At 38.2% G+C, this 22,542-nt stretch carries 20 protein-coding genes and 3 tRNA genes; 8 read left to right on the plus strand and 15 right to left on the minus strand.

The window, feature by feature from the left end; all coding sequences use genetic code 11:
* Window positions 1–147 precede the first annotated feature (147 nt).
* Both BP74_RS10850 and BP74_RS10855 read right to left on the minus strand, forming a co-directional pair.
* Window positions 148–1,317, minus strand: a complete 1,170-nt coding sequence (locus BP74_RS10850) for a 1-deoxy-D-xylulose-5-phosphate reductoisomerase (RefSeq protein WP_496373964.1) — start codon at window positions 1,315–1,317, stop codon at window positions 148–150.
* A gap of 60 nt (window positions 1,318–1,377) precedes the next feature.
* Complete coding sequence (locus BP74_RS10855; protein WP_496373966.1) at window positions 1,378–2,892, minus strand: GH3 auxin-responsive promoter family protein; 1,515 nt, start codon at window positions 2,890–2,892, stop codon at window positions 1,378–1,380.
* Between the two features lie 151 nt (window positions 2,893–3,043).
* On the opposite strand from BP74_RS10855, the gene rplU reads away from it, so the two are divergent.
* The 4 genes from rplU (at window position 3,044) to BP74_RS10875 (ending at window position 5,834) form a co-directional block, all read left to right on the plus strand.
* Window positions 3,044–3,343, plus strand: coding sequence for a 50S ribosomal protein L21 (rplU, locus tag BP74_RS10860; protein ID WP_496373967.1), 300 nt, complete (start codon window positions 3,044–3,046; stop codon window positions 3,341–3,343).
* A gap of 65 nt (window positions 3,344–3,408) precedes the next feature.
* The gene (gene rpmA / locus BP74_RS10865; protein ID WP_496373968.1) at window positions 3,409–3,675 is read left to right on the plus strand and encodes a 50S ribosomal protein L27; all 267 of its coding nucleotides are present in this window, start codon (window positions 3,409–3,411) and stop codon (window positions 3,673–3,675) included.
* A gap of 102 nt (window positions 3,676–3,777) precedes the next feature.
* Window positions 3,778–3,969: a hypothetical protein gene (locus BP74_RS10870; protein ID WP_496373970.1), complete on the plus strand. Its 192-nt coding sequence runs from the start codon at window positions 3,778–3,780 to the stop codon at window positions 3,967–3,969.
* A 197-nt stretch (window positions 3,970–4,166) separates the two neighbouring features.
* Window positions 4,167–5,834 carry a helix-hairpin-helix domain-containing protein gene (locus tag BP74_RS10875; protein WP_496373972.1) on the plus strand — a complete coding sequence of 556 codons (1,668 nt, stop codon included), beginning with the start codon at window positions 4,167–4,169 and terminating at the stop codon, window positions 5,832–5,834.
* Here BP74_RS10875 and BP74_RS10880 read toward each other — a convergent pair.
* Genes BP74_RS10880 through BP74_RS10890 form a run of 3 tightly spaced genes read right to left on the minus strand, consistent with a single transcriptional unit; the run spans window position 5,827 to window position 11,423 of the window.
* Window positions 5,827–9,582, minus strand: coding sequence for an ATP-binding protein (locus BP74_RS10880; RefSeq protein WP_496373974.1), 3,756 nt, complete (start codon window positions 9,580–9,582; stop codon window positions 5,827–5,829). The genes BP74_RS10875 and BP74_RS10880 overlap by 8 nt on opposite strands.
* Window positions 9,579–10,349, minus strand: a complete 771-nt coding sequence (gene mazG, locus BP74_RS10885; RefSeq protein ID WP_496373976.1) for a nucleoside triphosphate pyrophosphohydrolase — start codon at window positions 10,347–10,349, stop codon at window positions 9,579–9,581. Before mazG ends, BP74_RS10880 begins: the two co-directional genes overlap by 4 nt.
* Window positions 10,350–10,352: 3 nt before the next feature.
* Window positions 10,353–11,423 (minus strand): DUF3667 domain-containing protein, encoded by a 1,071-nt coding sequence (locus BP74_RS10890; RefSeq protein WP_496373978.1) that lies wholly within the window; start codon window positions 11,421–11,423, stop codon window positions 10,353–10,355.
* Between the two features lie 147 nt (window positions 11,424–11,570).
* Between BP74_RS10890 and BP74_RS10895 the strand changes: the two genes are divergently transcribed.
* Window positions 11,571–12,407, plus strand: a complete 837-nt coding sequence (locus BP74_RS10895; protein WP_496373980.1) for a hypothetical protein — start codon at window positions 11,571–11,573, stop codon at window positions 12,405–12,407.
* Window positions 12,407–12,598, plus strand: coding sequence for a hypothetical protein (locus tag BP74_RS10900; protein WP_496373982.1), 192 nt, complete (start codon window positions 12,407–12,409; stop codon window positions 12,596–12,598). Before BP74_RS10895 ends, BP74_RS10900 begins: the two co-directional genes overlap by 1 nt.
* Window positions 12,599–12,741: 143 nt before the next feature.
* Here the strand turns inward: BP74_RS10900 and BP74_RS10905 are convergent.
* The 4 genes from BP74_RS10905 to BP74_RS10920 all read right to left on the minus strand — a co-directional run bounded on the left by BP74_RS10905 (window position 12,742) and on the right by BP74_RS10920 (window position 14,479).
* Window positions 12,742–12,827 (minus strand) — tRNA-Leu (locus BP74_RS10905).
* A 38-nt stretch (window positions 12,828–12,865) separates the two neighbouring features.
* Window positions 12,866–12,938 (minus strand) — tRNA-Gly (locus BP74_RS10910).
* Between the two features lie 130 nt (window positions 12,939–13,068).
* Window positions 13,069–13,308, minus strand: a complete 240-nt coding sequence (locus tag BP74_RS10915; RefSeq protein WP_496373983.1) for a hypothetical protein — start codon at window positions 13,306–13,308, stop codon at window positions 13,069–13,071.
* Between the two features lie 64 nt (window positions 13,309–13,372).
* Window positions 13,373–14,479, minus strand: coding sequence for a glycosyltransferase family 2 protein (locus BP74_RS10920; protein ID WP_496373985.1), 1,107 nt, complete (start codon window positions 14,477–14,479; stop codon window positions 13,373–13,375).
* Window positions 14,480–14,538: 59 nt separating this feature from the next.
* On the opposite strand from BP74_RS10920, the gene BP74_RS10925 reads away from it, so the two are divergent.
* Both BP74_RS10925 and BP74_RS10930 read left to right on the plus strand, forming a co-directional pair.
* Window positions 14,539–15,690, plus strand: coding sequence for a sensor histidine kinase (locus BP74_RS10925; RefSeq protein ID WP_496373987.1), 1,152 nt, complete (start codon window positions 14,539–14,541; stop codon window positions 15,688–15,690).
* 72 nt (window positions 15,691–15,762) lie between these two features.
* A tRNA-Leu gene (locus tag BP74_RS10930) sits at window positions 15,763–15,846 on the plus strand.
* Window positions 15,847–16,198: 352 nt separating this feature from the next.
* On the opposite strand, the gene BP74_RS10935 is transcribed toward BP74_RS10930, so the two are convergent.
* From BP74_RS10935 to BP74_RS10960, 6 genes are all read right to left on the minus strand, one after another.
* Complete coding sequence (locus BP74_RS10935; protein WP_496373989.1) at window positions 16,199–16,771, minus strand: RNA polymerase sigma-70 factor; 573 nt, start codon at window positions 16,769–16,771, stop codon at window positions 16,199–16,201.
* A gap of 89 nt (window positions 16,772–16,860) precedes the next feature.
* A complete protein-coding gene (locus BP74_RS10940; RefSeq protein ID WP_496373991.1) occupies window positions 16,861–17,067 on the minus strand; it encodes a hypothetical protein in 207 nt (68 codons plus the stop codon).
* Between the two features lie 141 nt (window positions 17,068–17,208).
* The gene (locus BP74_RS10945; RefSeq protein ID WP_496373993.1) at window positions 17,209–18,225 is read right to left on the minus strand and encodes a LacI family DNA-binding transcriptional regulator; all 1,017 of its coding nucleotides are present in this window, start codon (window positions 18,223–18,225) and stop codon (window positions 17,209–17,211) included.
* A 195-nt stretch (window positions 18,226–18,420) separates the two neighbouring features.
* A complete protein-coding gene (locus BP74_RS10950; protein WP_496373995.1) occupies window positions 18,421–19,587 on the minus strand; it encodes a glycoside hydrolase family 76 protein in 1,167 nt (388 codons plus the stop codon).
* 136 nt (window positions 19,588–19,723) lie between these two features.
* Window positions 19,724–20,869 (minus strand): SusE domain-containing protein, encoded by a 1,146-nt coding sequence (locus BP74_RS10955; RefSeq protein ID WP_496373997.1) that lies wholly within the window; start codon window positions 20,867–20,869, stop codon window positions 19,724–19,726.
* Window positions 20,870–20,902: 33 nt separating this feature from the next.
* Window positions 20,903–22,534 carry a RagB/SusD family nutrient uptake outer membrane protein gene (locus BP74_RS10960; RefSeq protein WP_496373999.1) on the minus strand — a complete coding sequence of 544 codons (1,632 nt, stop codon included), beginning with the start codon at window positions 22,532–22,534 and terminating at the stop codon, window positions 20,903–20,905.
* Window positions 22,535–22,542 lie beyond the last annotated feature (8 nt).

Consider the following 22,542-nt stretch of genomic DNA (forward strand, 5'->3'; position numbering starts at 1 on the left):
AGGAAAAACACCGGAAAGATTATTAAATAACCTTTGTTTTTCTTCCATTTCTTGCTATTAAGCGGTGCAATATAATGATAGGAAAGTATAAATGTGAGTTACGCATCCTGCCTGCTATTGGGTTTAACGCCCCTTTATGGACTAAAATCAGAGTTTTATTAGATCGGCTGCATAACTTCTTGCCTCACCATCACTTTCAAAATATTCTTCCAGTGTGGGAGATTCAATGAATGTAACCTTATTCATAGTTCTTTCGATAACATCTGTCATGTCAAGAAATCCAATCCTGTTTCTCAGAAATGCATAAACGGCTATCTCATTGGCAGCATTCATTATACATGCAAGATTGCCTCCTTTATTTAAAGCTTCAATGGCCAATGTCAGGTTCCTGAATGTTTTCAGGTCTGGCTCTTCGAAGGTTAGTTCCTTTAGCTTTTTGAAATCCGTTCTTGTATAATTGTTCTTTATACGGCTTGGGAAGCCCAACGCATATTGAATAGGCAATTTCATATCCGGGAGACCCATTTGAGCCTTTATGCTTCCATCTTCAAATTGAACCATGGAATGAATAATGCTTTGCGGATGGATCAATACTTCAATTTGTTCAGGGCTTAAATTGAACAGCCATTTGGCTTCAATCATTTCCAAACCCTTATTCATAAGTGTGGCTGAATCAATACTGATCTTGGCACCCATTGTCCAATTGGGATGTTGCAAGGCGTGCTCCCTTTTAACATTAACCAGATAATTGGGTTTGCGCCCCAGGAATGGGCCACCTGAAGCTGTAAGAATTACCTTCTCTACCGGGTTGCGCATTTCCCCTATCAGGCATTGAAATATTGCTGAATGTTCGGAATCGACAGGAATAACAGGCACCCGCTTTTCTACTGCTGTCCGCATTATGATGTCCCCTGCCACGACAAGTGTTTCTTTGTTGGCCAAAGCGATAGCTTTCCCTGTGTTGATGGCATTAAGAGTAGGCTTCAGACCTGCATAACCAACAATGGCAGCAAGCATGATGTCATAACAATCCATGGAGGCAACTTCTTCCAAAGCTTTTTCACCAACAAATACTTTAATGTCAGTATGTGCTAATGCATCTTTAACCTTTACATATTTCTGATCTTCAGCAACTACCACAATATTGGGATTGAACTTCAACGCTTGTTCAATAACCAATTCATCATTGCCATTACAGGTAAGGATTTCAACAGAGAATTTATCCGGATGTTGAGCAATTACTTCAAGGGCCTGGGTACCAATTGATCCGGTAGAACCAAATATGGCAATACGTTTTATATGTGGGTTTTGATTCATTGGGCTTGTGCGATCAGTTTAATAAATAGATTTTCAGCAAATGCAGTGAAAGAATGCTTATCAATGATGTGAACTTTCCGGATGAGCAGTCCATTGTTCTAAAACTTCGGCCAGCCTCCTGTCATTACTTAATCTTGGAACTTTATTCTGGCCTCCAAGTTTTCCAACAGATTTCATATAATCAATAAATCCGTTCTTTTTAATAATCCTTATTTTCAATGGTTGTAAAATATTCCCGGAAATTAAATCATTATAATAGATATTTTTTTCCCGGAGATTGTTGTCAATTTTTTGGGCAAACCCGGTAAGATCATAGGGCTCATTTTCAAATTCGATGAACCATTCATGGTAACTCTTTTCATCACCCTGGCCTATTACAGGGGCGACAGTAAATTCAGTAATATGTACTTTTTCTTCCTGCGCCGCTTTAAGCAAACTTTGTTCCACTTCTTCCCCTATGACATGCTCACCAAAAGCAGAAATGAAATGCTTGGTACGTCCGGTAACAACAATTTTGTAAGGATCTACACTAATAAATTTGACTGTGTCTCCAATGTTATAAGCCCATAAGCCCGCATTATTATTAATGATCATAGCATAGTTCTCTCCTTCCTTTACATCCCTAAGGGACAGGCGGGTAGGATTTTCATTAAATATTTCACCTGCAGGTACAAATTCAAAAAATATCCCGCTATCAGTATTCAATAAAAGACCTTCATTCTTTTGCGAATTCTGAAACGCAAAAAAACCTTCAGATGCAGGGAATGTTTCAATGGCATCTATTCTTTTCCCTATGCTTTCAAATAATTTAGCTTTATAAGGCTCAAAGTTGACACCACCATGTACAAGGACGGAAAACTGTGGAAACAGGTCCTTTATTTTTTTCCCACTCTTTTCATGTAACCGGTCAAAATACATTTGAACCCAGGGTGGTATACCACTAATCAGTGTCATATTTTGAGAGATGGTCTCTTCAACGATCTTGTCCAGTTTAGTCTCCCAGTCTTCTATGCAATTGGTCTCATATGATGGCAATTGGTTTGATCTCAAATATTTGGGAATGTGGTGATTAACAATTCCACTCAACCTGCCGGTAGGTATATCTCCTAATCTTTCCAATTCGGGTGATCCGGATAAAAAGATCAGCTTACCATCAGAAAAACCGGTATTCCCGGTTTCTGCCATATAACATAATAGTGCGTTCCGTGCAGTATTGATATGATTTGGAATGGATTCCTTACTGATGGGTATGTATTTTACCCCGCTGGTAGTTCCTGAAGTTTTGGCAAAATAGATGGGCTTCCCTTTCCAGAGTACATTATGCCTGCCATTCTTAATTTTATCAATATATGGTTTAAATTCCTCGTAGTCCCTTATGGGCACTGCTTTTTTAAATTCTTCATAGGAATTCACCTCTTCCAGCCGATGTTCTTTACCAAACTCCGTTGTTTTTCCAACCTTTAAGAGTTCTTTAAGAATATTATCCTGGTCTGCCAGGGCAGAATTCATCCCCCGGTTTATTTTACTATATATATAGGAAGCAAATGGCTTCGCTAGAAAGGATTTGATCTTCATGGCAAGCTTAAAGCGGCACGAATATACAGAAATGGGTTAAGGGCATCCTAAATTGGCAACCCGGAGCTATATTTTTTGACCGCAAGATTGCAATATTGTTGGCTACAAGAATTTTTACCCTTACCTTTGCCCACCTAATTTTTGAACCGATATGTTCGCAGTAATTAAAATAGCCGGTAAGCAATTCAAGGTTGAAAAAGACCAGACATTGTATGTACCAAGAGTTGGTGGTAACACCGGCGATAAAGTAGAATTTTCTGATGTAATCCTTTCTGACAACAACGGAAACCTGAAATTCAGTAATTCCGGGTTGAAGATCAAGGCAGAAATTCTTGACCAGGTAAAAGGTGATAAAGTGATTGCTTATAAGCAAAAACGCAGAAAAGGTTTTCGTAAAAAACTTGGTCACCGTACCCACTATACGAAAATTAAAATCAACGAGATCGCTTAATGTCAGGGCATAGCCTTTCATGTAAGCAAGTAATTCAAATCTTTAAGTACTAAAATCAAAGTACCATGGCACATAAAAAAGGTGAAGGCAGTGTAAAAAATGGTCGTGACTCGAACAGCAAACGTTTGGGTGTAAAAATCTATGGTGGCCAACCTGCTATTGCTGGAAACATTATTGTTCGTCAACGCGGAACCGTATACCACCCAGGTAAAAATGTTGGTGTTGGTAAAGACTATACGCTCTTTGCATTAACAGACGGAGTAGTTGAATTCCGTAAAGGAAGACAGAACAGAACCTTTGTTTCTGTTGCTGATACCGAGGCATCGGCATAATGTTTGAATTAATTGGTTAGGAAAAAACTTTGATAGTTAAAAATTCCTTTATAATTTTACTATTGTAATTTTTTTTATTACTAACCATTAAAATTCAAAAACATGGCAACAGCAAAAAAAGGCGCAGCTAAGAAAGCAGCTCCTAAAAAAGCAGCAGCAAAAAAAGCAGCTCCTAAAAAAGCAACTGCAGCTAAGAAAGCAGCTCCTAAAAAAGCAGCAGCAAAAAAAGCAGCTCCTAAAAAAGCAGCAGCTAAGAAAGCAGCTCCTAAAAAAGCAGCAGCTAAGAAGAAATAAGAATAACTTTCAGAGTTATAGAAAGTCCCGGTTCACCGGGACTTTTCTTTTGTCTACCCTTCTCATTATATACAGCCATAGATCCAATCTTTGCAACCAGTTATTACATTTCCAGTCCATAGCTTTGTCTTTAACAATTTTAAAACGCCTTACCCCAGATATCAGTACTTTGATCTGAAAAGGTGGGCTGATCTTTTATGGATAATTATACAATTGCCGACCAGTTATCGCTTCTTTCTAAGCTAATGGATATTCATGGAGAGAACGCGTTTAAATCAAAAAGTTATTCTTCCGCAGCTTTTACCCTGGAGAAACTTCCACAACAGGTAGCAGAATTGAATAAAGAAAAGATCTTCAGTATTAAAGGGATCGGGGAAAGTGTGGGGAATAAAATAGTTGAGATACTGGAATCGGGGGAACTAAGCCAGTTAAAAGATTATATATCGAAAACACCGCCTGGAGTCTTAGAAATGATGAATATCAAAGGCCTGGGTCCAAAAAAAATTCATACGCTATGGAAGGAAATGCACCTTGATTCAATTGATGAATTAAAGAAAGCCTGCGAAGAAGACAGAATATCTTCTAAAAAAGGCTTTGGTCCTAAGACACAGCAAAACATTTTACAATCCATAGAATTTCAACAACAAAATTCAGGTAAGTATTTATATGCTAAGGTTGAGGCCTTTGCATATGCCCTCCAGGCTAAAATAAATGACAAATTCCCTGGTGAACGCATTGAGATCTCAGGGTCATTCAGGAGACAGTCAGAGATCATAGAATCACTGGATTGGGTAACCACCATTTCAGGCTCAGAACTCAAAAATTATCTTATCAACGAACAAATTGAACTGGTAAGTGAAAGGGACAATATGTTGATATTAAATGCTGACAATACTCTTTTACTTAGGTTTTACATAACTACTGAAAAAGAATTTTACCATAAATTATTCGAGACCACTGCCAGCACAGAATTCCTTGATGCCTGGAAAACTACATTGGAGCCTGAAACTAATGAAGAGGAAATCTTTTCCAATGCAGGCATAAATTATATCCCTCCATTTTTAAGAGAGAAATCAACTGTTATCGAAAGAGCCAAGCATCAAAAATTTGATAACCTCATACAAACCAGCCAGGTTAAAGGACTAGTACATTCTCATAGCAACTGGAGTGATGGGGCCTATACTATTGAAGAAATGGCAAAAGAACTCATTGACCTGGGATTTGAATACCTGGTGATCTCTGACCATTCAAGGGCGGCATATTATGCAAACGGGTTATCCGAACAAAGGATTATAGAACAACATAGGTACATAGATGAACTCAATCTGAAGCTGGCTCCGTTTAAAATCTTTAAGAGCATAGAATGTGACATACTTACGGATGGAACTCTTGACTATTCAAATGAGGTATTATCCACTTTTGACCTGGTAATTACTTCTGTTCACAGCAACCTGGATATGGATGAAGAAAAAGCAATGAAACGGTTATTGGGAGCTATCACGAATCCCTATACAACCATAATGGGTCATCTTACAGGCAGATTATTATTGAGAAGAAAAGGTTATCCTATTGATCATAAAATGATCATTAATGCCTGTGCGGAGCATCATGTGGCAATAGAGATCAATGCTAATCCCAACAGGCTCGATATGGATTGGAGATGGATTGAATATGCATTGGAGAAAGGACTTATGCTTTCCATTAACCCCGATGCCCATACAACTGAGGAATTTCATAACATAAAGTATGGTGTTTTTATGGGACAAAAAGGAGGACTTACCGCTGAGAAAAATCTAAGCAGCTTTTCACTGGTGGCATTTGAAGCCTACCTGGCTAAAATGAGAAAACTGAAAGGAATTAACTGATAATAGGCAGCTGTACAAAAAACGAAGTGCCACTACCCTCTTCCGTTTCAAACCAGATATTGCCTTTAGCCTGCTCAACGATACTTTTACACATGGCGAGTCCAAGGCCTGTACCTGAAGTTTTGGTAGTAAAGTTTGGCGTAAATATCTTAGGCTGTGTTTCCCTGGCTATTCCTTCGCCATTATCAGTAATGGTTAAAATGATACTATGCCCCCTGCGCTCTTCCTTAATTTGTATGTAACAAATTTCTCTTTCATCACACGCATCCACTGCATTGGCCATCAGGTTGGTGAATAGCCTGTTCATATGGGTCTTGTCTGCTTTCAGAATGATACTACCCTCTACCTTTTCCCAATTGATATTAATACGCGGATTAGCCTGGTATAGATCCACAAGGGAGCCAATTATGTGATGCAGGTCCACCAACTCAATTTTTTTATTCCCGATATTGGCAAATTGTGAAAAATCAGCAGCTATTTTAGAAAGGTGATCGATCTGCTCAATCAATGTATTGGCAACATTTGCTGTTAGCTCCTTTACATTTGTATTATTGCCATTGATAGCTTTCTGAAGATACTGTATGCTCAGTTTCATTGGCGTCAATGGGTTTTTTATTTCGTGGGCTACCTGCCTGGCCATTTCCCGCCATGCCCCTTCTCTCTCACTTTTGGCAAGGGCATCTGCGCTCTTTCCCAATTCATGAACCATAATATTATACTGCTTAACCAATTCACCAATTTCATCATTTCTTTTCCATACGATTTCTTCATTCATTTTTCCCAGTGTGATATCCCTCATTTTATCACCAATAACTGAGAATGACTGGGTGATTTTATTGGTAATGAATAATGCTATCACGCCTGCAATCAAAAAAATGAAAGCATTGAGGTTGATGATGGTTACAAGGAAATTAGAAATTTCCTGTTTCAGATCCAGTTGAGATGAAAAGTAAGGGATGTTCAGGTATTTGGTAACATAGCCTTTTTCATCTCTTACTGCGGTGTAAATACTCAAATAGCTCAGTGAGCTTACCTTTTCATCCTGTACCCTTAATACCTCTCTTAAACGGTTTAGATGGAAATAAGCAAGGGGATGCATTTTATTGCTTAAAATTCCTTTTTTATAGACTTCCTCATCAGAAGTTACCTCAAGGTTACCATCAAGATCATAAATATTTACATCGACATTATGAATATCTGCCACCTCATTTACCAGTTTTTGCAAACTCGCCCTTGCCGATGAATCACTTATAATAAGTGAATCACTTAAATTGTTACCCCTGATAGGCTTTTGCATTTCTTTTACCATGATGCCGGCCGTACGACTAAGCTTATCCTCATTATTCCTGTTGTACCTGGTAATAAAAAAAGAAATGGTGGCAGCTCCTATGATCAAAAATGATAACACACTGATAAAAATAACGGTGCCATGTATTTGTGTGCGAATATTTACCTGGAAAATATTACTGAAACTCCGGGAATTATTGGCCACCCTCAAAAGCAAAGAAATAAATTGCAGGAACCCAACCATAAACAAGAAGGCACAAAACAGGTATGAAAAAAGAGTAATGCTCTCAAGTAAAGAATCTTTCTTTTTAGCTATGACTATGACTTTGGTATTATTAGCCTTATACCATAATTCATCAAATCCATTGTTGTCTCTTTGAGTAAATTCTTTATCTGGAATCTGAGAATTAGTCAGATAGGTTTGAAAAGGATACTTGCTCGAAGAAGTAATAAGTAAGTTATTGACATAAATAGCATACGAATATATGGGTGAATTCTCAGGATCATTCCTATTCACTGACCTGAACAGGATGGGGTACAACGCATCTGAATTTCCATATTGCCTTGGCGTGGAAGCCATAAAAAAATAGCCAATGACCTTAGAACTGTCTCTTATTTGCCGTTTTGCCAAATAGGTAAAATGATCAAAAGATGTTTCATGATAATACAGGTCCTTTATTTCCGTGGGTTTACTTTGTAATGTAAATATGGTATTCAGGTCAGCATATGTAGTTGGATCATCATTATTGACGGATCTGAAAGAAGAATCAAAGACATATATTTTTGTATCGTACCTGTTGCTATATCCCGTAAAATTGGAACTGATGATGCTATCCCTGATATAACGGCTTTCATTATCATTAAAAAACCTGGAAAAATTATTTCTCAAATACCGGTTATCAAGATACGTAATAGCAATGCTCATTAACTTTTCGCTGGACTTGTCTGAAAGCTGGTCATATTTTTCAGCTATACCTTTCCTGATCCTTAGTTCATTCACCTTATTACCCTGCAAAATGATCACTGCCAGCGAAACAGAAAATACAAAGATCCAGAAGAGTACACCAGCTACAGTGGCGCTGAACCTGTTGATAAGAAATTTCTCCTGGCTTACCAGCCATGTATAAATGATAAGCCATAATAAAACAGGCAAATGAAACAGAACTATTTCATTGCCGGATCTAAAGGTTAAAAACAATAAACCTACTAATGCAATAAAGAAATATATATAAACCTGCTGATCTTTAAAGGCAGGATAAATGATCCTGAAAAGCAACCTGCTTAAATAATAATAAGACAGGCATAGCAAGGCCAATACAATTAATCCTACTACTGTATAAATATCAAGACTAAAAAAATCAGTTACATTAAAAGATATCTTTGAATTAGCCACAAGTCCCTGGACAACATTCGCCAATTGGAAGGTTGAAAAAATCAAAATAAAAACAGCCAGTGTACCAGCTACATAAATGCCTTTCCCCTTTATAAACGAAGGAAAATTATCTCCGGGACCTATATTGAACCAGGCAAATAATACGATCCAGCAAAGGATAATAGCATTGATCAATAGATCACCAAGTGAACGGTTTATCCAGTTGCTGGCATAAATCAGTGGATTGAACAATTCAAATTGCCGCAAGGACAATAACCCTGGATATAAATATAGTAACGACCGAAACACGATCAATACCATCAATAAGAAGAATATTCCCTTGTAAGCCCTGCTACGCTTCACAATGGTTTCAGCTACCAGGTGCAAATAAAGCAAAAGGAATAGTAAGGAACAGATACGTAATAAAAGGGTGATCGTATCCGTAATGGAAACATTGGTATGAGCTACCCTTTTTATGTAAAATAAAACCTTCTTACTACTGGAAACTATCGGGTAGGATGTCGGCGATTCAGATAAAGAAATCTTTTTGATAGCCTCTTCATCATGAACAAACCTTTTCATCAGGTAATCTGTTTCGAGGTAATACTGGTTCAACACTGGTATCAATACATAGGCTACGACATTATTTGTCATTCCTTCAAGGTGAAGGGTTACCTTTTTCACTACATAGTAACCATTGGTAAGGTGCTGAAAATAAGTGCCGTCCTTTAAACTAAAATCAGTTTCGGGGGGCAATACTTTCTGGCTGTTCCAAAACAAAAGGTTTTGATTATCAGAAATGGTCTCGGCAAAAAGAAAAAAGCCAAACCTTTTTTCTTCGATCGTTTTAAATTGGTCTAATGATTCTGTTTGCAGTACCAGCTTGCGCATCAATACGGTATCTGCTATTACATCCCTTGCTTCCCGTTCTTGTTGCTGGATATAACGTTCCAGTCTTTTTTGCTGGTAATTAATGGAAGGTTGAATTTGAAAATAATAGGCAGTGATAAAAGACAAAAGGAACAATCCTATTGCCAGTGACAATAATGTTCGTTTGGGAAGTAAAATATTTAGTTGAGAAAACTTCAATCTTTTTGCCGTTTGATTTCATTCCAGTAAGAATCCATTTCTTCAAGGGTCATATTTTGAAGATCCTTGCCTGCCGATAAAGCTTTTTCTTCCATTTTGGTGAATCGATGGATAAACTTTCGATTAGTGATCTCTAAAGCATTCTCAGCGTCGACTTCCAAAAATCGTGCAAAGTTTACCATGGAAAACATAAGGTCTCCAAACTCCTCCTCTATTTTTGCCTTGTCACCTTCTTTAATAGCTTCTTGCAATTCCCGGGTCTCTTCCTCCACTTTTTCCCAAACCTGGTCCTTGTTTTCCCATTCGAATCCTACCTGCCTGGCCTTTTCCTGCAAACGCATGGACTTGATCAGGGCCGGAAGTGATCTTGGCACTCCTGAGAGTACAGACTTTTTACCTTCCTTTAGTTTAAGGTTTTCCCAGTTGCGTTTTACATCCTCATCATTTTGAACTTTTACATCTCCATATATATGTGGATGCCTGTCTATCAATTTTCGGGATATGCCCTGTATAACATCTTCTATGGTAAACTGTTCCTGCTCCGCTCCTATTTTGGAATAGAATAATATATGTAATAACAAATCTCCAAGTTCTTCCTTTATGGAGCTCCAGTCATTGGCCGTTATTGCTTCTGTAAGCTCATAAGTTTCTTCCAGGGTCATCTGCCTTAAAGTATGTATAGTCTGTTTCCGATCCCAGGGACATTTTTCCCTGAGCTCGTCCATTATTCTCACTAGCTCGTTAAATGCTGAATTGGAGGTATCCATGAATTACAATTGAATAAAAGAAAATATGATAAAAACAAACATTAGTATGACCATTAAGAATACGCCAAACAAATTCAGAATGAAAAATTTGACAAACGTTTTTTTCCATGATTGTCCGTAGAACCTTTTCATAGCGATCAATAAATAAAGACCGCCACTTAAAAATATCAGTATACCCAGTGTACTTAAAAAGCCCCAGCCTGAGAGTTCTTCCACTTTATTCATTATGAAAAACAGCAACAAAATAAGGAAGCTGAAAATATAGTGGTATAAAGTAAATATGGCATGATCACTATAATAAAATTCTTTTCTCCTGATGTAAAGCAGTTTAAGCAATAATGCAAAAAAAGGCAAAGACACAAAGAGGATATATGGAAGTTTATGAAGAAATGAGCGGATCAATTCTTTAACGATAGAATTTTGATCATCCCCATACTTTTCTTTAAATACGTTCCACTTTTCTTGTATTAATCTTCCAAGCCATCCTGAACTTGAATGGAATGTATCCCTGTTTTTCTTTCCCCGCAACAGGTAATTGCCACCCTTATAAATAACAGGGAACGTAGTATCTGTAATGTTTCCAGTACTGTCTTTTAAAAGGTATACAGTATAGGAGGTGTCCAATAAAAGATTGATCTGCTTACGCAATAAACTGTCACCGGGGTTTTGATTCAGTTTCTTGTTTGTCTCTGATACAAAATTATATCGTTCCATTCTATTCAACTGTTGCCTGCTGGTTATATCAACAGCCTCACCTGGGTTTGCAATAGAAAAGAAAATAAGAAAAAAAACAGCTGATGTGAAAAGATACATACGTATCGGGTCAAGGTAACTTAGTCTTTTACCTTTAATATATTCTTTCGGAACAAATCCAGGCCTGAACAATAGTAACCTTAGTGTTTCAAAAAATTTTCCATCAAAATGAAACACATCATATACAAAATGGGTGAAAAGGCCCCAAAAGTTTTGTTTTGGTTCTAAATTCTCCTGGCCGCAGTTGGCGCAAAAACGGCCATTTACAATGGCACCGCAGTTTAAGCAATTATTCTCTTTACGTAGTAATTGGTGGGACACGCAAAATTTTTCTTAAAAATAGCTACAAAAAGTACACTTGAACGATAGTTTGTATGAATCCTCAAAGCATTGGCTATTTTTGAATTCAAACCATATCCCGGAAAGGAACTTGAAATACCTGCCGACATGGAAAAACAACTATCAGCAATGAAAACCTTTTTTGCCACCCTATCCTTGTTTTTTTATTTTACTGCATCTTCCCAACACTATTATATTGACATAATTGGTACCAGGGAAACTTCAGGAATCATGCAGGCCTACCTGAAAAACAAAGTAAAGCATGTAGTACTTACCAGTTACGATGAAACCAATGCGCCTATAAAAGATTTTTATGTTGAACAGGAATTTGATGAAATTAACAGGGTGTTGAAAACAATCACCAGGTCAGATGTTGCCCACGAATCAACCCTGTTATCCTATATTGATGTCAATAATCTTGTAGTGAAAACAATTGATAGCAGTGATATTATCGTAAGCAATACCACATATAATTACGATCCTTCAGGTCGTTTGCTTTCTATAACCAATTCTTCCATTGATTCATCTGGCAAATCGAAAGAAACAGAACAGCATATTTGGAATTATAATAACAACAGGATTACAGGGATGCTGCGTATTAAAAACAAGAAAGATTCCAGTTTCATAACTTTTAAGCTTGACGAAAACGGAAACGTAATTGAAGAACAGGAAACCAGGAAGGGAATCAAAGAGGAACCTGTATATTATTATTATGATGCGAATAACCGGTTAACTGATATTGTCCGTTATAATAAGAAAGCGAAGAAATTATTACCTGAATATATATTTGAATATTCACCAGCCAACCAGGTAATTCAAAAAATAACCGTCCCGGCCAATAGTGATAATTACCTTATCTGGAGATTCCAGTTTAACAACCAGGGTCTGAAAACCAAAGAAGTTATTTACAATAAACAAAAACAACTTACAGGAAAAATTGAGTATCAATACTCATTCTCTTCATAATGGAATATCAATATTTAGGGGATAGAAATACAGATCCTGAATTGAAAAAAATGCTTTGCACTGCTGTCAGAAGAAATGATGGTAAATGTATAAGAGCAAAGAATGGATCAATGCTTGTGCAATCGGTTGGTGGGAAAAAACTGGTGGTAATAGGAAGACTATTAAGGAAGACCCACAACAAGGCTAATTAGTTCTTAATAAATTATCGTACTCATACTTAAGTCCCTGGCATCCTAACGGGCACCTACTAACATTACATTAATATTGTTACAAGGAGAAGTGTTGCAATAATATTTGAATAAAGAGCATGAAAAAAGCGACTTTCGTCGCTTAGTGCCCCGGAACGGACTTGAACCGTTACGACCGTTGCGGGTCACAGGATTTTAAGTCCTGCGTGTCTACCAATTCCACCACCAGGGCTCCAAAAAAAATCTCCCGTTGTTACGGGAGAAATTCTGAGCGGAAGACCGGGCTCGAACCGGCCACCCCGACCTTGGCAAGGTCGTGCTCTACCAAATGAGCTACTTCCGCTTTTGTAACAATCTGAAGTCAGCAATTCGTTTTCTACAATCGAAACTTATACTTCTTCTTGTCAACAATGTAAAGAACTTTACGGGGTTGCAAAAATAGGTATTGAAACTATTGCAACAAAAAAATTCTGCTATTTTGGTGCTGAATATTTTGGAGTGTACAATGTACTTTCCTGGACAACTACATTTTGAGGCTTACTATTCTCATAACGGATGTTATATAATTTGTAGCAGCTTCCAAAGAAAAAAGCAAGAACACAAAAAACAGAAAGGTAGAAGATAAAGGCAGAAGATGATACCCAACTATGAGTAAAGTCCCTGTCTTGTACTTTCTCCAGTTCCTCCCGGTATTCTTCCTGACGGTAGTCCATATTCAAATTTTGTGGTGCAAAAATAATGGTTGAAAGCAAATTGTTAAAAGATTTAGCCCTCTTTTTAATCTTCTTTTTGAACTATCTGGCTGAAGAGCTTTCTTTTTTGAATAAAAAAACTCCAGATAAGATTTCCGTTATATACTCCTTTCAACTGCCTCATATTTTTTCGAATCGCTGGCTTATGAGTTTTTGTAACAAATAACCACCAATAATAAAAAGCTAAATGCGCTTTGATTACAGCTTTAAAATAACCAATATCCCCTGAAACAAGGCCTTTAAATGCAGAAACCTGGTCAAGCGTTAAACGATAAGGTATCTTCCACCACTTTTCTTTTAATGGCAGGTTTTTGGCTAACATGATCTGGTTGTTGCGGTAATTCAAAAATGTTTTCCTGGAATCTCCTTTAGGCAGGGTGCCACCTCCCACATGATAAACTATTGACTTCGGACAACTATATATTTTATAACCTGATAATTGCAATCTCCAGCAAAGGTCTATCTCCTCCATATGGGCAAAGAAGTATTCATCGAACCCATTCAATTCATGAAACAATCGACTTTTTATAAATAATGCAGCGCCTGTAGCCCAGAATATTGGCTTGGTAGAGTCATATTGGCCATGGTCTGGCTCACAAAAGTCAAATATCCTGCCCCTGGCAAAGGGATAACCATATTTATCAATCCAGCCCCCTGCAGCCCCGGCATACTCAAAAATATCTTTATTATTATAGGAAAGCACTTTAGGCTGGCAGGCGCCAATATTCACATCAGATTCAAATAATTCTATAATTGGTTCTATCCACCCTGGCGATACTTCTACATCAGAATTCAACAGTATATAATATTCAGCTGATACTTCTTTAAGTGCCTCATTGTATCCCCTGGCAAAGCCATAATTTTTATTAAGCCTGATCACCTGCACATCCGGATAATGATTGCTTAAAAATGCCAGGGAATCATCGGTTGATGCATTATCCGCTACTACGACCTTTGCCGGATAGGTAGTAGAAAGAACAGAAGGCAAAAACTTTTCAAGAAATGATTTGCCATTCCAGTTAAGTATAATGATAGCTACTGATGGTAGTGACAATAGAATAATAATTCGTTCAAAAATAAGTGAAGCAAACAAATAAAAAACTGTTGCATCAACTGTAACGTTCTGCAGCAAGCGCTCATTTCAAACCAATCATACTTTACGCTTCATTTTTCATTACTTATTTTTAAGGAATGTTTCGTCAATTGATCAACTGGCGCACCTTATTGGCTCTTATAGCTATTTTGATAGTAAGTGGAACCATTTCCTATTCTTCCTACCTGGCTAAGAAAATTGAAAAAGAAGAACGCCAAAAAGTGGAAGAATGGGTGGAGGCAAGCACTTCCTTATTAAATCCTAATAACACTGGAGATACCCGGCTGCATTTGAAGATCATCCAGGATAACAATGACATACCGATCATATGGACAAATGAAAAAGACAGCATATTCGAGTATATAAACCTGGATTCGGCAAAAATTCGCGAAGACAGGAACTACCTGAATAACATGCTCCAAAAGTTCAAATCCCAGGGAACCCCCATCAGGTGGATCGACCCGTTGGATTCTACCAGGATTAATAAATACTACTATGGACATAGCCGCCTTTTGGATGAAGTCAGGTATTATCCTTTGGTACAATTGCTGATAATAGGCTTATTCATTCTCATTACTGTTGGCGCTATACGAAGCAGCTATCGATCCACGCAGAACCAGGTATGGGCAGGCATGGCTAAGGAAACAGCCCATCAACTTGGCACCCCTGTCTCTTCCCTGGAAGGATGGGTAGAAATATTAAAAGAAACACATGGCCAGGAAAGCTTTGTCCCTGAGATCGAAAAAGATGTAAGTCGTTTACGGCTGGTATCTGACCGATTTGGTAAAATTGGAAGCACTCCTCAACTGGAACGTCTGGATGTCATTGACCAGGTTGAAAATATGGTAGAATACATTCGTAAAAGAGCCGGGGGAAGGGTATCTTTTTCAATAAACACAAATGGAGCGGAAAGCATTCCTGTACATATATCGGCACCGTTGTTTGATTGGGTCATAGAAAACCTCTTAAAAAATGGTTTGGATGCCATGGAAGGTAAAGGTTCCATTACTGTGGATATTAAAGAATTACCTGACAGTGTTTTGATTGACGTTACAGATAGCGGAAAGGGCATCAGCAAACAAAACATTCAAAAGATCTTCAAACCAGGGTTTACTACTAAAAAAAGAGGATGGGGATTAGGCTTAAGTCTGTCCAAAAGAATAGTTGAACAATATCATAAAGGAAGTTTGACAGTTAAAAACTCAGAGCCAGGAAAAGGAACAACTTTTCGGATTGTTTTGGTAAAATAAATAGATTTGCCACCCAATGAGAAGAGAAAGGATAAAGTTTGAACATTTACCCTTAAACTTGCACCTCCAAATGCCCGGGTGGCGAAATTGGTAGACGCACCACCTTGAGGTGGTGGCGCTGGAAACGGCGTGCTGGTTCGAATCCAGTCTCGGGCACAAAGACCCCGTTTCACATGATGAGGCGGGGCTTTTTATTTGAAAAAGTCCCGAGCCTGTTGCAGGCATGAACAAATAAAAAGTTTCTGGGCTAACGATGCAGACTGGGATTTTTGGGTAAGACCAAACATTGCGGAAACATGCAATAACCCCGTTTCATTCATGCAAACAAGGCAATTCAATGTAATAGAAAGTTGATAAACACTCCTTCTTACCTTTCTTAGGAGTTTGATGAAATTTCCATTAATAAAATAGAACGTAGTGTCTTAATGATAAAAGACAGCCTCACTAAATATATAAATGAGGTCATGGAAAATAGCACAGCTTTAGTTTAATTGTGGTCTTTCAATAATCAATGCGAAACCTTGTATTCAGGTAATAAAAACTTGAGTGTTTTTAGCGCCTTCCCAATATGTTTTTCAACTGTGCTTACCGAAATCTTCAGATCCTGGGAAATATCTTTATTCGTCTTGTTCCCATGCCTGCTCAAAATGAATACCCTTCTGCATTTCTCTGGCAGAGAAGCCAAAATATTATCTATTTTTTTGTTGAGGTCCTTGGCTTCTATTTCATTTGCAAAATCGTTTTTGCAAACATCCTTAAAAAAAAGGTTCTTCTGAAAGGTATTACGGGTATTTTCTGAACGAAACTCATTCAAAATCTTATACTTTAATGCCTGGTACAAATAGGCTTGCACAGATACAGTGATCTCCAAATAGTGTCTTTTTTGATAAAAACTGATAAAAATATCCTGTACCAGATCCTCAGCTTTCTCGCGGGATTGTAACCTTCTGTATGCTGTATCTATTAAGGAAGACCAATGGCGCTTGTACAATGCTTCAAAAGCTTTTGTATCATCCTGGCGGGTCAATCGAAACAACTCAATATCTGGCAGTTGCTCATAAAATACATTTGGTGGGAGCATGCAAATCGTATTTAGAGGTTGAATTTAATGAAAATATCTAAGCAAGAGTTTAACTTGCTGCAATCTTTATTTTTGATCAGTAAAAACACTTATTCTTTATTCAGATCTAATTTATGGAGTATGGCAGAAAAACCCTTTGTCTGCAGGTCACTAATAAGTTGCTGGCTTAACTCCGAGGTCAAACCAGGGCTGGATTCAAACGAATCATACCAGGCATCTACGAGCTTTTTTTCAGACTCAGTTGCCTGCCCGTTCAAATACTTTTCTATCAACACCTGTATTTCACTATAATCCATAGTAAATATTCGTAGGTCAAAAGGTAATTAAAATCATGTTTTCAAAATCCAGAACCTTTAAATATGTTTAAGGTTCATTGATAATTGCTAAAAAACTGTCTTTACCAGGTACTATCATAACCGTTCAATCCTGATCAACTATCAGGTGGAAGATCTTATTATCAACTCCGGCTCTTTGTAGATCTGTGATTCACTGGAAATAATATGGTTGTTCTCCAATTGGCCAACCAGCATATCAATAGCAGTTTTGGCAATTTCTTCAATAGGCTGCCGAATGATAGTAATTGCCGGAGTGAACAACCTGAATATATCGTGGTCATCGAAACAGATCACGCCAATTTCTTCAGGTATCTTTAGTCCTGCCTTCTTGATACTTTCCAAACCATACATCCCCAGGTAGTTCGTTGCAAAGAATATGGCATCTATTCCAGGATTGGATTCAATAAAACCTGATACTCTTTTGATCGCTTCTTCTGGTTTGCATTTAAAAGGAATTCTTTCAATCAGCTCCTTTCTTACTTTAATGCCATGTTTTTCCAAAGTATCGGTATAACCTTTTTCACGTTGTAACATCTGGATCTGTTGTGTATCAAGGGTAACAAATGCAATATTCTTATGCCCTTTTCCCAACAGGTGTTCCATCCCTAATTTTACACCAGCATAGTTGTCTACAAGTGTAAATGGAACGTCCAGTCCTGGTAAAAAACGATCCATTAATACAACCGGTTTATTATTCTTTATCAGGTTATTAATATCATTTTCCATGCCCGGTGTTGGGGTGATCAGGTAGCCATCTACCTGTTGGTGTGTAAGCATCCTTATCAACTCTTTTCCTTTTTCCGGATCATTTTCTGTGCTGCAATAAACAATCCTGTAGCCAAGTGAATAGGCAGCATCCTCTATAGATTTAGCCAGTGAAGCAAAGAACACATTTGAAATATCCTCCACGATCAATCCAAGGATCTTTGTTTTGCCTGTTCTTAAGCTTACGGCTGTATGATGTGGTTGATAGCCTGCAGCCTCGATCAATGCTTTGATCTTTTCTGCCAGTTCATCACTGATCCTCATTTGTTTGGCTTTTCCATTCAATACAAATGAAACCGTGGATGGAACCACGCCGGCTTGTTTTGCAATATCCTTTAAAGATATTCTTTTCATAAGGATCTCATAAATGATCAGATCACTGTTTAAAATCTTTGGTGATAACAAGGCGAAATTTAAAACTATTGCCTGTATTTTTTTAGTAAACCTTGTAAACTACCTTTTATAAATTTATAATTGTAAAAGTTTAATAATACGACCCAATATCCAACACCATATTAACACGGTACTGAATGTTCAGAAGATTGTCTTTTAAAAAACATTATTCTTCTTCAAAACTGCTGCTGCTTCTACTAACATTGAACCACTTAACTGGGTTGTAAGGTCTGTTGAAGCACCTGGCTGTGTTTTCCAATACGAACCATAGAGCAAGTAGGATTTATCCGTACCGACATTCCACAACGTTTCAGCATTATACTTAATAAAATTAGCATACCGTTGCTTGTCAGTACTAAGCATCCCGGGGGCCAGCGTTAGTTGAGTAAAATACCTGATAAAAACACCCTTAAATAATCCGCCATCTCCCCCACCTTCGTCTTTTAAAAGGTTGTCATTTAAATTAGTCAGTGCATTATCTGACAAAGTAAAATTAGCAGCGGTCAATGCATCTGTAAGATATACATTGTCGTTAGTGATCTTATATAATTCCAGTGCGGCACCAATAAAAGTCCCCTGGTTATAGGTAAACTTCCATGAGGTATTCCTTTTTCCATCATTGTCACTGTTCATGCCATCATAAACCCAGCCTGTAGATTTATTATACAAACTATCCTTTAGCCATGAATAGATCTTTTTTGACCAGTCAAGATCAGCAGCATTATTAAACCGCTGGTACAACCGGGCAGACAATATGGCTGCAGGTGCGTTGGCAGGGGTATTCTTGTAGTAGGGCATGCTCTTTCTCCAGGCTATACCTCCACCCATTGTAGTGTTCCAACCAGTTTTGATATCAGTCCAAACCTGGTCAACAGCGGTTTTGAATTTAACATCACCAGTGGCATCATATGCTCTTAACATAGCCAAAGCATTCCACTCCATGTCATCATAGAATTCATTAAGAAATGTATTGCCATTCTTTGCATTTACACCAGCATACCATTTGTCCATGTAATCTTTATACATCGAATTGCCGGTCCTTGTATAGGCATCTACCAATACATCCAACCCGTGAGCCTGTGGCCAGTAATTGAAATTGGTATTGCTATTTTTTTCATTGAAATAATTTCCGGAAGCATTCCAGAATTTATTCATCAGGTTTAGTGTGCTGCTATCCGCAGCTTTCGCCCAGTCAATTACCGGTTTACCACCATTAACGGGTGGGGTCACCGTTCCCTGGTCATAGTCCTTTTTACAACCTGTTCCAAGGATACACACACAGGCTACAAAAAGTATTGTATTTATCAGTTGTCGAAGCATCATTTTACAATTTTGTTTCCATTTACCAGCCATCTCCATTACCTATGGAAATTAAATACGTAAATAAATAAAAGAACCGCCATACTTATACACGCTGAATAGGTGTCAAGCTATGGCGGTATCTTTTACGTAGGAAAATTTATTTAATTACCAGTACATGGTTATATGGTGCATCTGGTTTAAAGTTTAATATCAGGTCAACATTTTTCATATCTGCTTCTGTAGGGAACTTAAAGCAATAATCCCACTGGTTCACATCATGCTTGAACAGGTTATACCACGTTGCAGGTGTACTGGCAGTTGGACGGTTATTATCCCTGTTCACACTTCCCCAGTCTTCCATAAATTCTGTACCGCTTGCATCTTTAAGGGTCATTCTGAATTTATACCGCTCATCTCTTCCCCAGCCTTCCTGCTTAAATTCTATTGGAACATTCAATGCCTGGAAAACACCACCACCAGCATAAGAAAGTTCAGCATCGATACTGTTATGAGGTGCAAACCAATAACCAACTTTCGTGATCTCAGTAAGCTTAACTGCAGCATTATTAAAGTCCAGCTCAATCCTGTACACCTGGGTGCCTGTTGCAGGACTTGCAACTGCTGTACCTTCTTTCAGGAATGTACCTTGCACCTGGTATGAAGTAGATGTTCCTGTCGTCTTGTTCACGAAATTATAGGTACCTGGTTTCAGGGAAGTATATATCTCAAAAGTTCCAGGTCCTGTTGATTTCAATTTGATAGCATTTGCCACATTAGTGCCTGCTTCTGTTGCATCACCTGTCAGGTAAACCTCTGTCGGGATGTCTGCAAATCCTGCAGGTCTTTGAACCTCAATAGTTCTGACAAGGCTTGATTTTTTAACATTGGTACCTTTAGATGCCAGCACAGTCCATTTCAGCTTTCCGGTTTCGAGCGATTTGATACCTGCAAAATTCGCAATCCGGTTCAGGTCCTTATGACTTAGTGTCAATTTATTCTGAACCCCATTGCCATCTGAAGCTATCTTATACACTGGGTTGGAAAAGTCACCGGTAACCTTATCAAAGGCAACTTCATACATTACCAATGAACCATCTTCTGCTTTTGCCTGGTCCCACTCAAATCCTACACTGGCAGAAGTTGCTGGTTCCAATTTTACAAACAGGTTATCATTAGGTGCATAGAATTGTGTAACATCTGAAATATTCATGTTAATGTCTCTGCCTTCTTTCTTACATCCCATCGTGAAAACAGTAAGGAGTAGAACAAACATGCCCGGGGCATTTATAAGCAATCTTTTCATATCAATAAATTATAAGTTTAGAGTTTTGATGTATTAATAATTGGCGTTTTGTGTAAGGTTCGGATCTTTTCCAATTTCTGCTGCTGGAATTGGCCACAGGTAATGTTTGCTGGCTTCAAAAGTTCTTAATTGAGCCCTTATGTATCCATTATCAATTGAAGGGTCTTCAAACTTTGCTCCATGCGCCCAACCGTTCAGCACATACTCTGCTATCTTCCATCTCCTGATGTCATATATTCTTGAGTCTTCCAATACCAGCTCACTCCTTCTTTCATTACGAATAATCGCTGTCATATCACCGGTAGTAGGGTAAGTTAATGCCTCCGGATCAGTAAAGCCTGCTCTTTGGCGAATAGGCCTGATGGTTTTATCCCATACTGCCTGTGTCATTTGACCTAATGCATTTTTTGCTTCAGCATACATTAATAAGACATCAGCATAACGGATCAAAATCAGGTTCAATCCTGAATTAAAACCACCTGTAGCGGTTGGATCATAATATTTCTTCCAGTAATACCCTGTTGCAGTTCCCTGGCCTGATGGCTTGTATTCATTTTTCTTTGCCTGGTCAGGATCTGTTCCTGGTTTAATGTAGATCGTTTGTGTACTTCCATTTGGATTTTTCCAAGTAGCACCATGGTAAATGATGGTTGAAGTAAGTCGTGGATCCCTTCCTGCATAAGGATTAGATTCATCATAACCGGAACCTGGTTCACTGATCTTCTTACCATTCAACATTACGTAACTATCTACAAGCTCCTGGGTAGGTGCCAGGTTGTTTCCACGTGCTCCGGCAGAAATCGGAGCGAAGTCGATATACTCACCCCAGGTACGCAGGTTCGGAACATACTGGAGGTCCAGTATTACCTCGCTATTGTATTCATTTGCCGGACTGAATATATCATCATACTTAGATACAAGGCTATAGCTTCCGTTGGCAGCCTGGTTATTGATCAGCTCTTCACATATAGCTGCTACTTCGGCCATCTTGTTACCTTCATACAATAGTACTCTTGCTTTTAAAGCCTTCGCTGCACCTTTAGTGATTCTTCCCCTGTCTGCTGTACCATATTGATCACGTGTAGGCAAGGCAGCGGCGGCAGCATCCAGTTCAGAAAGTATATATGCCAATACTTCAGCGCGTGGTGTACGTGCAATGGTTTTGGCTTCCTCAATGGAAACATCTTTTTTAAGTAATGGAATATCACCCCACCATGTCATTAATTTAAAATTGTGAAAGGCCCTGATAAAACGCACCTCAGCCTTCATCCTGTCTTTAAGTGCGGGAGCCATTGTAGTATTTTGATCTACATTCTCAAGGAATATATTCGCTGCTTTAATACCAGTATAATAATAATCCCATTCATTTATAAAGCGTGCCAATGTAGGTGTGAAGTTCCCGCTGGCTATCGCATCCGGAAAGCCGGCACTGATACCCAACCTCGTATAAGCATTATCGCTTAACGCTTCATTATAGAAATAAAGCTGGCTGTTGTACATCCTGTTGTACACGTTATTCAATGCATTGTTCACATTCTCATCCGATTTCCAGAAGTTTAATTCTGTGAACCGATCTGTGGGGGCCAGGTCCATTTTCTTACACCCGGCTGAAAGTGCCACCAGGATTAAGAACAGGTAGGACCTTTTGAAAAATTTAAAAAACATACCTAGAA

This window comes from Flavisolibacter ginsengiterrae DSM 18136 (assembly GCF_059568575.1).